Here is a 13,596-nt window from a genome sequence, read left to right on the forward strand (position 1 = left end):
GCCAGCGCAGCATGATGCGCCTGCTCTCGCGCGCCACAGGCAGCGCCTTGCAAGCGCTGGGCGACCCCAATGACCCGGCCACCGCCTTCGCGCAGGACTTTTTGGGCAGCGTCATGAGCGGCCTGCCCATGCCGCAGGCACGCCCTGCCGCCGCACGGGATGCGCGCGAAGCCACTCTGGCGCTGCTGGACGAGACCTTCGGCAACACCGCGCGCGATCCGCGCGACACCTTGCTGCTGGCTGCGGGGGCGGACGCTGGCGTCTGGACAGAATCGCTCAGCCGCAGCTTTGGCTTTGGCCGCGGCTACGCAGAAGGCCGTGGCATGAGCCTGCTGCAAACGGGCGATGCCGTCGTCAGCCGCATCAACTTTCCATTTTGGCCGCCTGAATTGCGAGCGGGCTTTGTTTGGCGGGATTGCTCCGCCGCCGTTTTGGATTCAGTCTCAGATGGGCGCGGGCGCTGCTGGCGGGGTTGTTTCTTCCTGCACCCATTGGGCGAAAGCGGGCAGGGCCGCCGCCAGAGGCCAGCCTACGATGGCGGGCAGTTCATACGGATGCCACTGTGCCAGCGCCGTCTGTAGCGCGGGCCAGGCGCGTGCCGTGGTTTTGAATAGCACGCGCCACTCGGCTTCTTGCAGCACCTCGCCTTGCCAGCGGTACACACTTTCGATGGCGCTGATTTGCACGCATGCCGCAAGCCGTGCCTGCACTGCGGCTTGCGCCAGTTCGCGTGCTTGGGCGGCGCTGCCTACGGTGGTCATGGCCAGCCAGAGGGCATGGGCGGGTTCTTGCGCGGAGCGGGGCATGACTGCGATGGTTTCCTGTAAACGCGCAGATCAGCGTTGTGGCGCGGCAGCGTGTGGGCATTGGGCCAGCAATGCTGGCAGTGTTTGCTGATCCAGCTGTCCTGCGTGGCGGGCGCAAGGCCGCCCGTTCGTCATGAGCACGGTAAATGGCAAGGTGCCACGGGTGTTGCCCGCCGCGCGCATGAGCGCCGTCAGGCCTTTGCCGCCGCGCGCGACGGGCAAAGTGCTGCCCACGCGCTGCATCGCGCGAGCTGCGGCGGCAGGCGTGTCTGCCGTGACCAGCAGCACGCGCCAGCCGCTGGGGCCGTCGGCCAGCTGTTGCAGCAGGGGCATTTCGGCCAGACACGGAGCGCAGTCCACGCTCCAGAAGTTGATGAGCAAAGGCCCCGGTTCCTGGGAGGCGGTGATGAAACGCCCGCCATCCAGCGAGGGCAGCGTGAAGTCCCAGTCATCTGGCAAAGGCTCAAGCGCTTGCGCGCGGGCGGTCAGAGCCGCGCTTAAAGCCAAGGCCGTGAACAAAAGGCGTATCAGGGCGCGTGTGAAAGGAAAAGGCATGCGGAGAAAAAGCATGAACGCAGTCTGTTATGTGGCAAATATGTTTTTGCGAATCGGCGTTGAATGCAGGATTTTCTTTCGCAAATCATACCCATTGAGGCGTATGGCGGCACGGCATGCTTTTGCGAGTTTTCAATATTCAGGAATTCCTAAAGCGGGGATTCATTTTCGCGATACGGGTCACTGATACTGTGTGGCTGTGATGCCGGGCATATTTGCTCAGACATGCCAATACGGCAATAAAAATATTGGCGTTTATGTTTGCTGTGAAACGACTGGCCGTTTTCGCTGGCAGCGTACATTGAACGGGCTGTCAGAGGCATCAGCAGCAGACGGTGCAGAGGCGAGATGCTTTCAATTCAAAGCACTGAAAAGGCATATCGCGCAGTATTGGCGCTGAGGTCTAGCTATTGAATAAGGAGCGGATTGAGATGCTGAGCTAAGCTTTGCGCCGGGCGCAGCTTTCGGGCTGCGCCCTGGAGCCGCCGTTCGCACTTTTTCATGTGAACGGTGGCTCTGAAAAGCATGGTCAGAAGTCCAGCTTCACCCCTGCGTAGATGTAGCGGCCCCGGTTCGGCCCCCACAGGTGGGTGACGTCCATTTCGCCGTCGCCGTTGATCCACAAAAAGCTCTCTTTGTCCACCTGGCGGTAGTTGAAAAGGTTGTCCACGCCCAGGTAGAGGGAGACGTTTTTGCTGATGCTGTATTGGCCGCGCACGTCCACGGTGGCGAAGGTGGGGCTTTTGTCGCGTTTTTTGGTGCCGTCGAAGTTGTAGCGGCCTTGCTCGCCGCTGCCGTCGCCGTGGAATTTTTTCAAGTCCATCGGGCCGGTGACATTGACTTTGGCGGTCAGCGTCCAGGGACCTTGCTCAAAGTCCACGCTGGCGAAAAAGCGCGATTTGGGGCGGGCAAAGACGAGGGTGCCGGGGTCGAACTTGTAGTGATACAGCTCGCCGCCCGCTGAAAGGGCCAGCGAGGGCGTGAGCTGGTAGCTGGCGTTCACATCCACGCCTTGCACGGTGACGGGGCGTTTGGCGCTGGTGAACAGGGTGATGGGGTTGCCCTGCGCGTCTTGCGCGCCCGAATCGAGCACGGCCATGTGCTTGATGCGGTTGTAGTTGTAGGAGGTGGTGACTGCAAAGCGGTCGTCGGCAAAGTTCAGGGCGTAGCTGAGGTTTTCGGAGACTTCGGGCTTGGTGACTTCGCGCACGATGCGCGTGGTGCTCAGGATGCCGTGGTCTTGCTCGAAAAAGCTGGTGGGCGCGCGAAAGCCCTTGCCCGCGCTCAAGCGGCTGGAGAGGTGCGCGGTGTGGTGGTAGAGCAAGTTGGCGCGCGGCGAGACGATGGTGCCGTATTCGTTGTGCCGGTCCACGCGCACGGAGGCGTTCAGCTCCAGCCGGTCGCCCAAAAAGGTGCGGTAGCCCTGCAAGTAAAGGGCGGGGGTGCGGAAGGTGTAGTTGTCCAGCCCCACAACGGGCGCACCGCCTTGCGCGCCCAGCGTGCCGTGGCTGCGCAGGTCTTCATAGCGCCAGCTCGCGCCAGCGGTGATCAGCCAGCCTGCCGCCGGGAACTGGTAGTTGCCGTCCAGGTAGTACTGGCGCTGCTTGGCAAAGTAGTAGTCGCCTTCGTAGAAGCTGTCTTGCTTGTGCTGGGCCGCGCCCATGGCCAGGCGCAGGCGGCCATCGCCCAGGCGGCGTTCGCCCTGGTGCACGATTTGCGCGCGCTTGGTGAAGATGATTTCCGAAAAGCCCCCGCGTCCGCTGTCGTAGGGCAGGAAGTCGCCCGAGTCGGGCGCGTACCAGCCATCGGGCCGCGGCGAGCCGCCCGCGCCCCGGCTGAAGTCGAAGGGGTTGCCGCTCATGTTGTCTTTGATGGCCTGGTAGTCGCGGCCCAGCGCGCCGCCGCCGCGCTTTTCGTCCACCAGGTCGAAGCGGCCGCGCATCTTGAAGCCGCCCACGTCATCCAGGAACCAGCCCATGCCGCCCATGCGGCGGTCGTATCCGGTGTATTCGGAAATGCCGTCGCCGTTGCCATCGACCGAGTTGTGGCGGTCGTAGTGCACGGCGGCCGTCACGGCGCCGCCTTGCAGGGGCTTGGCCAAAAACACGTCCAGCCGCCGGGCGCCGAAGTTGCCGCCTTGCACGCGCATTTGCGCCTCATCGCGCGTGGGGCGCTTGGTGACGATGTTCACCGTGCCGGCCAGCGCTTCGGGCGCAATCAGGCTGGCGCCCGCGCCGCGCGCAATGTCGATGCGCTCCACGCCATACAGGCCCACGCTGTCCAGCCCGTAGGCGGAAGACACGGAGGAATACATCGGAATGCCGTCAATCAGCAGCGTGGTGTAGCGCCCGGGCAGGTTGTTGAGCAGCACGTTGCGCACGTTGCAAATGGAGCATTCCACCTGCACGGCCACGCCGGGGTTTTTGTCCACGGCCTCGTTCACGTTGGTCGCGCCGGTTTTTTCGATGGCGCGGGCGCTCACGCTCTCGGTCATCACGATGTCATCGCGCAGCGCGCCGGGGCGCATCTGGCGCTGGGTGCTCGTGCCCAGGCTGTGCACCGTCACTTCGGGCAGCGTGCCGCCTTCTTTGGAGGCTGTGGTTTTGACGCGGGCCACGCGCTCCGGCTCATGGTGATGTCCGTCATGCGCCTGTGCGCACATGGCCCATGAAGCCAGCGCCAGCGCCGTGGGCGCAGCCATGAAAAAACGCCGCAGAGCGCGGCGGTCGGATGCAGACATGTGTGTACTCCTCTTATCCAGATGAAAGCAAAACGTTTGGGGCGGATTCTCAAGTTGCGAGCGCTTCGCATTTTTGAGAAATATCAAAGGAAGTTACGATATCACTTGCGTGGTATCGAGATTTTGCCAGCATCCGGCCCGAAGCGTTTTTTCTCCCTGGCGCAACCGGCCTCGTCCGCTCTCTTTTTGGGGCGCCTGCGTACGCCGCCGCGCGCGCCTTCAAACTCACCGCGACGGCAGTGGTGGCATTGCCGCGTGGTCAAAAATGGCTGCGTGTGTATCGCCAGGCCACATCAGGAAAGCCGCCCATGCGCCCTCCCAAAAACCGCCCCGCCAGCAACACCCAAGTGCTGCACTTGCGCCCCGCCGTCGCTTCCTCTCTGAGCTTGCAGCACGCCTTCAACTTCTTGCGCCAGGGGCAGGGCGAGCGCGCCATGCCCCTGCTGGAAAAGCTGCTGCAAAACGATCCGCAGAACTTTGACGCACTGCACCTGCTGGGCCAGCTGCACCTGCAACGGCGCGAGGCGGCGCAGGCTTTGCAGTGCCTTGAAAAAGCGCGCGCGCTCAAGCCCCCTGCGGCCGCATTGCTGAACAACCTGGGCATCGCCCTGCGCCTGCTGGGCCGCGCCAGCGAGGCGCTGGATTGCTACGCGCAGGCATTGGCGCAGCAGCCTGATTACGCCGAGGCGCTCGTCAATCAGGGCAACGCCCTGCGTGACCTGGGCCAGAGCGCCCAAGCGCTCGCCAGCTACGAAGCCGCGCTGGCCTTGCGGCCCGCGCACCCGCAGGCACTCAACAACCGCGCCCTCGCCCTGCGCGAACTGGGCCGCCTGCCCGAAGCGCTCGGCTGCGCCCGCCAAGCCGCCAGCCAGCACCCCGGCTACGCAGAAGCCCGCTACAGCCTGGGCCTGCTGCTGCAAGAAAGCGGCGACGGCCTTGCCGCCCTTCAGGCCTACGAGCAGGCGCTGGCGCTGGCGCCGGGCGACCCCGAAACGCTCAACGCCAAAGGCAGTGCGCTCGAAGCGCTGCAACGCCCGCAAGAGGCGCTGGACTGCTACGCGCAGGCCCTGCGGCAAGCGCCCGCCCACCCGGACGCGCTGGCCAACATCACCGCCTTGCTGGAGCGCCTGGGGCAGCCGCAGGAAGCGGCGCGCTACCGGCAAAAAGCGGCCCAGGCTGGCGGGCCGGCGTCAGGCTGAAACCGCTTGATTGATGCTCCTTCTTTTAGAGCATGATGTCCTAGTGGAAACTGCGCCAGACGGCATTTCACACCCCTTATATTTGCTCCTCTCTTTAATTCTTCCTGGCGGTTGAATGCGGGAAAAAAAGCGGGCGCGGATTGCTCCGCGCCCGCTGCCGTCATGCAAGCGTCAGGCTGAATCAGTCGTCCAGGCGCTCGCGCTCAATAGCGCCCGTGTAGGGGTTGATGTGCAGCTCCACGCGCTGGCCAGCAGCGTTCACGGCGTCAGCTTCCCAGCGGCCATGTTCAAACTCCAGGTCATGCACGTTGCGGTAGCCCGCAGCTTGCAGGGCCGCCACAACTTGCTGTGCCGTCAGAATGGGCGTGGGGTTGGGGTTGCCCGGCTGGGCCGCATTGCCGCCGCGAGACACCTGGGAGATGACTTCCAGCGTGACGGGGTGCAGATGCAGCTTCACCTTGGCGCCGCGCTCGTTCTGGCGAACCTTGGCTTCCCAGAGGCCGTCGTCAAACTCCACGTCGTTGATGACGGCGAATCCCAGCTGGCGCAGCTTCTCAATCACTTGGGAGATGCCCGGCAGGCGCGTGCCGATGTCGGCGCGCGTGAAAGCCAGGAATTCACCTGTGGCATCGTTGAGCAGCAGGTAGTGGCGCACGCCTTCCTTGGAGAGGGCCTTGGCTGTCCAGTAGCCATGCTCGCGGTCAAAGTCTTTCACGCCGTAAAAGCCGTGGGCCTGCATGGTCTGCAAGGCTTCGGGCGCCGTCAAGGCAAAGGCCGGGCTGGATGCCAGCGCGAGGGCGGCGGCGGCGGCGGCGATGAATTTCTTGGCTTTGGTCATTTGCTTGCTCCTTTCAGGTGCGGTTGAGAAAAAACATGGTTGAAAAACCATGGCTGAATGATGAATCGATGCATCTAAATGCAATATGAAGACGCCGTTCACGGGGCATTTAAAAACCGTCTCCACAATCAGGAAGAGGTCTGTATCCACATGAAACACACCAAACTTTTTCTTTCGTGCCTTGTTTTCAGCCTCTTTTTGGGCGCTTTGGGCGCGGTCCAGGCGCGCGGCAGCGACCAGGAGCAGGCGCGCCTGGGCGTTATCAGCGGCGCTTATCGTCCGCTGGCGGCCATCCTGGATGAGGTATCGGCCCAGCACGAGGCGCGCGTGGTGGATGTGGAGTCGCGCCAGGGCGCGCGCGGCGAGCTTCAATATGAAATCACGCTCATCACCCGGCGCGACGGCCAAAAGCGCGAGCTGCTGGTAGATGCCGCCACGGGCCGCGTGCTGGCGCAAGAGCAGGACTTCTCCCGCCAGGCGGCCTCCTTGTCGGCGCTGGCGGCCTGGCTGCGCCCGCTGGAGCAGCATGACCAGCGCGTGGTGGAAGCCGAATTCGAGCTTTCGCCGCAGGGCCTGCCCGCCTACCAGCTGCAAATCGCTCCGGCGGCGCAAGCCTCGCAGCGCATGCTGCTGGATGCGCGCAACGGCGCCGTGCTGGAGCGCGGCAATCAGTCCGCCGCTGGCGTCATCCGCCCCATGCATGAAATGCTGGAGACGCTGTCCCCGCGCTTTTCAGGCCTGGTTCGCGAGGTGGAGCTGGAGCACGACACGCGCAACCAGCCTTTCTACGAGCTGGAACTGCTCCAGCCGGACGGCAACACGCTGGAGCTGAAAGTGCACGCCCACACGCTGGAAGTGCTGCAACGCAAGATCAAGCGCGACTGAAACCGGCTTCACTCCTGCCAATTCACCTCTGCCAAAAAAAGACCTTTCCCATGCGAATCCTCATCGTGGAAGACGACGCGGCCCTGGCCGAGCAAATGCGCCAGGCCCTGGCCGAAGCGGGTTTTGTGCCGGATGTGGAGCACGACGGCGAATCCGCCTCCTTCGCAGGCAGCGTGGAGTCTTACGACGCGGCCGTGCTCGACTTGGGCCTGCCCGCCAAAGACGGCCTTTCCGTGCTGCGCGACTGGCGCGAGGGCAACTGCCACTGGCCCGTGCTCATCCTCACCGCCCGCAACCGCTGGAGCGACAAGGTGGCCGGCTTCAACGCAGGCGCTGACGACTACCTCACCAAGCCCTTCATGATGGAAGAAGTGGTGCTGCGCCTGCGCGCCATGCTGCGCCGCCAGACCGGCAGCGGCTCCACCGTGCTGCGCGCGGGCGGGCTGGAATACGACGTGAGCGCAGGGCGCTTCACCTGGCACGGCCAGCCCTTGGGCCTGACGGCGCAGGAGCACAAGATACTGGCCTATCTCATGCACCACCCGGGCCAGGTCATCACCCGCGCCCACATTGGCGAACACGTCTATGCCCGCGATCTCGATCCTGACTCCAACACCATCGACGTGCTCATTGGCCGCATCCGCCGCAAGCTGGGCGACCCCAGCCTGATCGTCACCGAGCGCGGCCAAGGCTTCCGGCTGGTTGCGCCATAGCCTCGTGCATTCCGCCGTTTCGCCTGATGGCGGGCAGCGCGCTCCGCTCTTTTATCCATAGCGGCTAGCGCCCGCTCCACAAGGGCTTGCGGCCAATTCGGCATCTGAATTCAGGGCACTGAAAGTGCCTGCCAGCAGCTGCGAGAGGAAGGGGCGGCTTTGTAAAATTTGAAGCTTTTCACTTCCCACACCTTGCTAGCGGAGCTGAATCTCATGGCAGACCCGACCCTCATGGCCAACGCCATCCGCGCCCTTTCGATGGACGCCGTTCAACAAGCCAAGTCGGGCCACCCCGGCGCGCCCATGGGCATGGCCGACATGGCCGTGGCGCTGTGGAGCCGCCACCTGCGCCACAACCCGGCCCATCCGCAATGGGCGGGGCGCGACCGCTTCGTGCTCTCCAACGGGCACGCTTCCATGCTGCTGTATGCCCTGCTGCACCTGACGGGCTATGACCTGCCGCTGCATGAGCTGAAAAACTTCCGCCAGCTGCACAGCAAAACGCCGGGCCACCCGGAGCACGGCGTCACCCCCGGCGTGGAAACCACCACCGGCCCGCTGGGGCAGGGCCTGGCCAATGCCGTGGGCATGGCGCTGGCCGAAAAGCTGCTGGCCGCCGAATTCAACCGCGAAGGCCACACCATCGTGGACCACCACACCTACGTCTTTCTGGGCGATGGCTGCCTGATGGAAGGCATCAGCCACGAAGCATGCAGCCTGGCGGGCGCGTGGAAGCTCGGCAAGCTCATCGCCCTGTATGACGACAACGGCATCAGCATCGACGGGCAAGTGGCCCCCTGGTTTGCAGACAACACGGCGGAGCGCTTCAAGGCCTACCACTGGAACGTGATCGGCCCGGTGGACGGGCATGACGCCGCCGCCATCGACAAGGCCATCGCCCAGGCCAAAAAAAGCGCCAGCCAGCCCACGCTCATCATCTGCAAGACACACATCGGCAAAGGCAGCCCCAACCGGCAGGGCACCTCCAAAGCGCACGGCGAGCCGCTGGGCGCGGACGAAATCGCGCTGACACGCCAGGCGCTGGGCTGGCAGCATGGCCCCTTTGAAATTCCGGACGAGGTCTATGCCGCCTGGGACGCCAAAGCCATCGGCGCCAAAGCCGAAGCGCAGTGGGACGCCGCCTTTGCCGCCTACGCCAAGGCTCACCCCGAACTGGCCGCCGAATTCACCCGCCGCATGGCCGGCGAGCTGCCCGCCAGCTTCCAGCAAGTGGCCGTCGATGCGGCCATGCACGCGCATGAAAGGGCCGAAACAGTGGCCAGCCGCAAGGCCAGCCAGCAGGCGCTGCAAGCCTTGACCGCCGCGCTGCCGGAGCTGCTGGGCGGCAGCGCCGACCTCACCGGCTCCAACCTCACCCAGACGGCCGCCACCGCGCCGCTGCGCATGAACGCCCAGGGCGAAGTCGAAAAAACGAAAGACGGCCAGATTGGCCGCCACATCAACTACGGCGTGCGCGAATTCGGCATGGCCGCCATCATGAACGGCGTGGCGCTGCACGGCGGCTTCATCCCCTACGGCGGCACCTTCCTCACCTTCAGCGACTACAGCCGCAACGCCATCCGCATGGCCGCGCTCATGAAGCAGCGCGTCATTCACGTGTTCACGCACGACAGCATCGGCCTGGGCGAAGACGGCCCCACGCACCAAAGCATCGAGCACGCCGCAAGCCTGCGCCTCATTCCCAACCTGGATGTCTGGCGCCCGGCCGACGCCGTGGAAACCGCCATCGCCTGGGCTGCGGCGCTGGCGAGCAAAGACCGGCCCACCGCCTTGCTGCTCTCGCGCCAGAACCTGCCCGCGCTGCCCAAGGGCGACATGGGCAACATCAGCCGTGGCGCCTACGTGCTCAGCGAACCGGTGGATGCGGGCCTGAACAAGCCCGCGCAAATCGTGCTGATTGCCACTGGCTCGGAAGTCGATCTGGCCCTGAAAGCGCAGGCGCTGCTGGCGCAAAGGAAAGTGGCCGCCCGCGTCGTCTCCATGCCCAGCGCCACCACGTTTGACCGGCAGGGCGACGCCTACAAGCGCGCCGTGCTGCTGCCGAGCAAACCCCGCGTGGCCGTGGAAATGGCCAGCACCGCCGCGTGGTGGAAATATGGCGTCAGCGCCGTCATCGGCATCGACGCCTTTGGCGAATCCGCCCCCGCCCCCGTGCTGTTCAGGCACTTTGGCTTCACGCCCGAAAACGTGGCGGCGCAAGCGCTGGCCGTGCTCAAAAAACGCTAATTTCCCTTTTCGACGCTTCAATTTCAGGAGAACGCAATGACCATCAGAATCGGCATCAACGGCTTTGGCCGCATCGGGCGCATGGTGTTCAGGGCGGCCGTCAAAAGCTGCCCCGACATCGAAATCGTCGGCATCAACGACCTGCTCGAGCCTGACTACCTGGCCTACATGCTCAAGTACGACAGCGTGCAAGGCCGCTTTGACGCCGACGTGCGCGCCGAAGGCAACACGCTCATCGTCAATGGCAAAAAAACCCGCCTCAGCGCCGAAAAAGCCCCCGCCGATCTCAAATGGGGCGATGTGGGCGCGCAAATCGTCATCGAATCCACCGGCCTGTTCCTGACCCAGGAAACCGCGCAAAAGCACCTGGACGCCGGCGCCGGCAAAGTCATGATGTCCGCCCCTTCCAAAGACGACACGCCCATGTTCGTCTACGGCGTCAATAGCGACGCCTACGCGGGCCAGCGCATCATCAGCAACGCCAGCTGCACCACCAACTGCCTCTCGCCCGTGGCCAAAGTGCTGCAAGACAAATGGGGCATCAAACGCGGCCTGATGACCACCGTGCACGCCGCCACCGCCACGCAAAAAACCGTGGACGGCCCCAGCAAAAAAGACTGGCGCGGCGGCCGGGGCATTCTGGAAAACATCATCCCCAGCAGCACCGGCGCGGCCAAGGCCGTGGGCGTTGTACTGCCCGCGCTCAAAGGCAAGCTCACCGGCATGTCCTTCCGCGTGCCCACCTCGGACGTCTCCGTCGTCGATCTCACTGTCGAGCTGGAAAAACCCGCTTCCTATGCCGACATCTGCGCCGAAATGAAAGCCCAAAGCGAAGGCAAGCTCAAAGGCATCCTCGGCTACACCGAAGACAAAGTCGTCGCCACCGACTTCCGGGGCGACGCGCACAGCTCCATCTTCGATGCGGGCGCCGGCATCGCGCTGGACGACACCTTCGTCAAACTCGTTGCCTGGTACGACAACGAATGGGGCTACTCCAACCGCTGCCTGGACATGGCGCGCGTCATGAGCCAGAAATAAGCCCGTCCCTGCCCCGGGAACCTGTCCGCAATCTTTCCGTGGGGGCGGGAAGCTCGCCCCTCAGGGCCAGGTTCTGAAAAGCCCATGCGCCGCTTTCGCACGCATGGGCTTTTTCACGTATGGCTCCAAGCGATGCCTGCGCGCCCTGCATCGCTCCGCGCTCCGGCGATGCGCAGCCCGTTTCATGCCCAAATCGGCCGCAAGTCCTAGTGGAATGGGCGCAGGCAGCTCCCTTTTTAATAGCGAATCAGGCTTTCAAGGCTCGAAAACCACCTTCAGCTGCGCCGTGGGCAGCGGTTGCAGCCGGCGGGCGTAAAGGCGTCCTTCGGCGACGCGGGAGAGATCGGCATGCCAATCGGCGCTGGCTTGGGGCTGGCCGCGCAGCCAGCTGAAAAGGGCGGCCACGGGCAGGGGCGCGCCAGTGGCGCGGGCCGTCATGTCTTGCAGGCTGGCGTAGGTTTCGGTTTGCGCGCCTTGCTGCAAGCTGGCCTGGCCAGGCTGCCAGCGCATGAGGGCAAGGGTGCTGCCGACGGGAGAAGTCAGGTGCAGCTCGCCCGCCTCGGGCGTGCCGGAGAGGGTGAAACTGGCTGCGTAAGACTGGGGCGGCTCGCTTTCCACTTGCAGGGCGAGGCGTCCTTGCCAAAAGCGGCGCCCGGCTTGCGCTGGCTGGCTGGCGGGCGGTTCAGGAGCGGAGGGCGCATGGGCGCATCCCGCCAGGGCGGCGAACAAGGCGGCGGCCAGCGCGGCGGCGGGCAAACGGCACGTCATGGCACAGCGGCTTTGCCCAGCGCGCCGGGCTGAACGCCCAGGCGCTTGAGCGTTTGCGCAAGCGTCTGGTTGCGGGGGTCAATGCGCAGAGCTTCGCGCCAGATGGCCTGCGCCCGCTCACGCTCGCCCTGCACCCAGAGCGCCTCGCCCAGGTGCGCGCCGATTTCGGCTTCGGGCTGGCGCTCGAAAGCGTCTTCGAGAATGCGGCGCGCTTCGTCCAGCCGCCCCTGGCGGAAGGCGATCCAGCCGAGGCTGTCTTGTATGAAGGGGTCGTGCGGAGCGAGGCTGACGGCTTTTTCAATGAGTTCGCGCGCTTCAGGCAGGCGCTGCTTGCGGTCGGCCAGCAGATAGCCCAGCGTGTTGTAGCCGGGGGCCGATTCGGGCCGCAGCTGGATGAGGCGGCGCAGCAGGCGCTCGGTTTCCACCATGTCGCCCGACTGCTCGGCGGCCAAGGCGGTTTCGTAAAGCAGGTCAGGGTCATCAGGCGCCTGGTCAAGCGCCGAGCGCAGCAGGGCGAACGCGGCGCGGGGCAGTCCCTCGCTGTGCAGCAGATTGCCTTCGGCCAGCACTTTGGCGCGGGCGTCTAGCGGGCCGTCTTCCGGCGCCTGGCGGATGAGACTGACGGCTTCATTCATGCGCCCCTGGCGGGCCAGCAGGCGCGCACGGGCGATGAGCACGGTGGCAGCGGCCTCGCCTTCGTCCAGCTCGATCTTGTCCAGCCACCGCGCGGCCTGGGCGTAGTCACCCTGGCGCTCGGCCAGTTGCGACAAGGCCAGGCAGGCGCTGGCGCGCTCCGGCTCGGTGGCTTCGCTTTCAGGCGCCAGCTCCAGATAGCGCCGCAGCGACTGGCGCGCGGCTTCGTCCTGATGCACGCCCGCCTGCGCCAGCCCCAGGGCCAGCCAGCTTTCCTCGCTTTGCGGGTGGCGCTGCGCCCAGTCGGCCAGGAACTGGCGGGAGGCGATGTCCTGCCCCAGTTCGCGCAAGGCGGCGGCGTAGGCCACGCCCATGCCGGGCGCGGCCTTTTCGCGCTCCAGGTAGCCGCGCGCCAGCGCCTGGGCCTCGTCCATGCCGGCATTCACCCACAAGTGCAAGGCCAGCCGGGCGGGCCATTCGGAATCGGGCGCCTGCCGCGCGCCTTCCTGCGCGGCTTGCAGCGCGCCTGCCGCATCGCCCGCCTGCAAGCGCATGCGGCCCAGGGTGGCCCAGGCGGGGCCGGCGGCGCCCGGCTCGTCAATCACGGAGGAAAGCGCCTTCGTGATGATTTCAAGCGCTTTTTGTTTGTCGGACATGCGGCCATAAATGGCCGGCAGGGCGTTGATGAGCGAAGCGCGCTCCTCGTCTTCCAGCAGCGGCAGCATGGCGCGCAGGGGTTCGGCGGTTTCGCTGGCGCGGCCCATGAGCAGCAGGGTCTGCAACTGGTAGCGCAGCGCCACGGGTGAATCGGGATGGGCGCGCAGCCAGGCCTCCACGGCTTCCAGCGCCGCTGTGCCAGCGCCCGCTTGCAGGGCCATGGCGGTGGCGCGCTCGTAGGCCGCTTCGTCGCCCGTGCGGCGGGCGGCGTCAAACATGAAGCTCACGCCCGTGCGCGCGTCGCCGCTTTGAAAACTCAGCTCGCCCACCAGCAGCCTGTAAAGCAGCGAGGCCGTAAGGGCGGATTGCGGCGGCGCGGTTTTTTCGGCCTGCGCGGGCGGCGGCTCCTCAGCCGAAGAGGCGTTTGGCTCCTGCCCCGAAGCGGGCGCGCTGCAAAGCGCGAAACAGGCCAAGGCAAGGGCAGAAGCGGCGGCGGAAATCGGGCGCCGCAAGGACG

Annotated in this window: 11 protein-coding genes; 5 read left to right on the forward strand and 6 right to left on the reverse strand. The window is 65.2% G+C overall.

The window, feature by feature from the left end; translation table 11 throughout:
- Window positions 1–443 precede the first annotated feature (443 nt).
- The 3 genes from cutA to C1720_RS06070 all read right to left on the reverse strand — a co-directional run bounded on the left by cutA (window position 444) and on the right by C1720_RS06070 (window position 4,101).
- On the reverse strand, window positions 444–806 hold the full coding sequence (gene cutA / locus C1720_RS06060; protein WP_369406061.1) for a divalent-cation tolerance protein CutA: 363 nt from the start codon (window positions 804–806) through the stop codon (window positions 444–446).
- Window positions 807–836: 30 nt separating this feature from the next.
- Window positions 837–1,361 carry a TlpA family protein disulfide reductase gene (locus C1720_RS06065; protein WP_102283580.1) on the reverse strand — a complete coding sequence of 175 codons (525 nt, stop codon included), beginning with the start codon at window positions 1,359–1,361 and terminating at the stop codon, window positions 837–839.
- Window positions 1,362–1,890: 529 nt separating this feature from the next.
- Complete coding sequence (locus tag C1720_RS06070) at window positions 1,891–4,101, reverse strand: TonB-dependent receptor plug domain-containing protein (RefSeq protein ID WP_233199826.1); 2,211 nt, start codon at window positions 4,099–4,101, stop codon at window positions 1,891–1,893.
- A gap of 308 nt (window positions 4,102–4,409) precedes the next feature.
- Here C1720_RS06070 and C1720_RS06075 point away from each other — a divergent pair, with 308 nt between their 5' ends.
- A complete protein-coding gene (locus C1720_RS06075) occupies window positions 4,410–5,300 on the forward strand; it encodes a tetratricopeptide repeat protein (protein ID WP_102283581.1) in 891 nt (296 codons plus the stop codon).
- A 181-nt stretch (window positions 5,301–5,481) separates the two neighbouring features.
- Here the strand turns inward: C1720_RS06075 and C1720_RS06080 are convergent, their stop codons facing one another.
- A complete protein-coding gene (locus tag C1720_RS06080) occupies window positions 5,482–6,138 on the reverse strand; it encodes a PepSY domain-containing protein (protein WP_102283582.1) in 657 nt (218 codons plus the stop codon).
- A gap of 150 nt (window positions 6,139–6,288) precedes the next feature.
- Here C1720_RS06080 and C1720_RS06085 point away from each other — a divergent pair, with 150 nt between their 5' ends.
- From C1720_RS06085 to gap, 4 genes are all read left to right on the forward strand, one after another.
- Window positions 6,289–7,023, forward strand: a complete 735-nt coding sequence (locus tag C1720_RS06085; RefSeq protein ID WP_050715088.1) for a PepSY domain-containing protein — start codon at window positions 6,289–6,291, stop codon at window positions 7,021–7,023.
- 50 nt (window positions 7,024–7,073) lie between these two features.
- Complete coding sequence (locus tag C1720_RS06090; RefSeq protein WP_050715089.1) at window positions 7,074–7,736, forward strand: response regulator transcription factor; 663 nt, start codon at window positions 7,074–7,076, stop codon at window positions 7,734–7,736.
- Window positions 7,737–7,949: 213 nt separating this feature from the next.
- Window positions 7,950–9,983 (forward strand): transketolase, encoded by a 2,034-nt coding sequence (gene tkt, locus C1720_RS06095; RefSeq protein ID WP_102283584.1) that lies wholly within the window; start codon window positions 7,950–7,952, stop codon window positions 9,981–9,983.
- 36 nt (window positions 9,984–10,019) lie between these two features.
- Complete coding sequence (gene gap, locus C1720_RS06100; protein WP_102283585.1) at window positions 10,020–11,021, forward strand: type I glyceraldehyde-3-phosphate dehydrogenase; 1,002 nt, start codon at window positions 10,020–10,022, stop codon at window positions 11,019–11,021.
- A 255-nt stretch (window positions 11,022–11,276) separates the two neighbouring features.
- On the opposite strand, the gene C1720_RS06105 is transcribed toward gap, so the two are convergent.
- Both C1720_RS06105 and C1720_RS06110 read right to left on the reverse strand, forming a co-directional pair.
- Complete coding sequence (locus C1720_RS06105; RefSeq protein WP_050715092.1) at window positions 11,277–11,789, reverse strand: lipoprotein insertase outer membrane protein LolB; 513 nt, start codon at window positions 11,787–11,789, stop codon at window positions 11,277–11,279.
- Window positions 11,786–13,552 carry a tetratricopeptide repeat protein gene (locus C1720_RS06110; protein WP_102283586.1) on the reverse strand — a complete coding sequence of 589 codons (1,767 nt, stop codon included), beginning with the start codon at window positions 13,550–13,552 and terminating at the stop codon, window positions 11,786–11,788. Before C1720_RS06110 ends, C1720_RS06105 begins: the two co-directional genes overlap by 4 nt.
- Between the last annotated feature and the right edge of the window lie 44 nt (window positions 13,553–13,596).

Source organism: Ottowia massiliensis (assembly GCF_900240305.1).
GTDB lineage: Bacteria > Pseudomonadota > Gammaproteobacteria > Burkholderiales > Burkholderiaceae_C > Ottowia > Ottowia massiliensis.

Excerpts from the sequence above, each read along its gene's own strand:
- C1720_RS06065 (WP_102283580.1), bottom strand. The coding sequence starts at position 1,361 with ATGCCTTTTCCTTTCACACGCGCCCTGATACGCCTTTTGTTCACGGCC.
- cutA (WP_369406061.1), bottom strand. The coding sequence starts at position 806 with ATGCCCCGCTCCGCGCAAGAACCCGCCCATGCCCTCTGGCTGGCCATG.
- C1720_RS06080 (WP_102283582.1), bottom strand. The coding sequence starts at position 6,138 with ATGACCAAAGCCAAGAAATTCATCGCCGCCGCCGCCGCCGCCCTCGCG.
- C1720_RS06070 (WP_233199826.1), bottom strand. The coding sequence starts at position 4,101 with ATGTCTGCATCCGACCGCCGCGCTCTGCGGCGTTTTTTCATGGCTGCG.
- tkt (WP_102283584.1), top strand. The coding sequence starts at position 7,950 with ATGGCAGACCCGACCCTCATGGCCAACGCCATCCGCGCCCTTTCGATG.
- gap (WP_102283585.1), top strand. The coding sequence starts at position 10,020 with ATGACCATCAGAATCGGCATCAACGGCTTTGGCCGCATCGGGCGCATG.
- C1720_RS06105 (WP_050715092.1), bottom strand. The coding sequence starts at position 11,789 with ATGACGTGCCGTTTGCCCGCCGCCGCGCTGGCCGCCGCCTTGTTCGCC.
- C1720_RS06085 (WP_050715088.1), top strand. The coding sequence starts at position 6,289 with ATGAAACACACCAAACTTTTTCTTTCGTGCCTTGTTTTCAGCCTCTTT.
- C1720_RS06075 (WP_102283581.1), top strand. The coding sequence starts at position 4,410 with ATGCGCCCTCCCAAAAACCGCCCCGCCAGCAACACCCAAGTGCTGCAC.
- C1720_RS06090 (WP_050715089.1), top strand. The coding sequence starts at position 7,074 with ATGCGAATCCTCATCGTGGAAGACGACGCGGCCCTGGCCGAGCAAATG.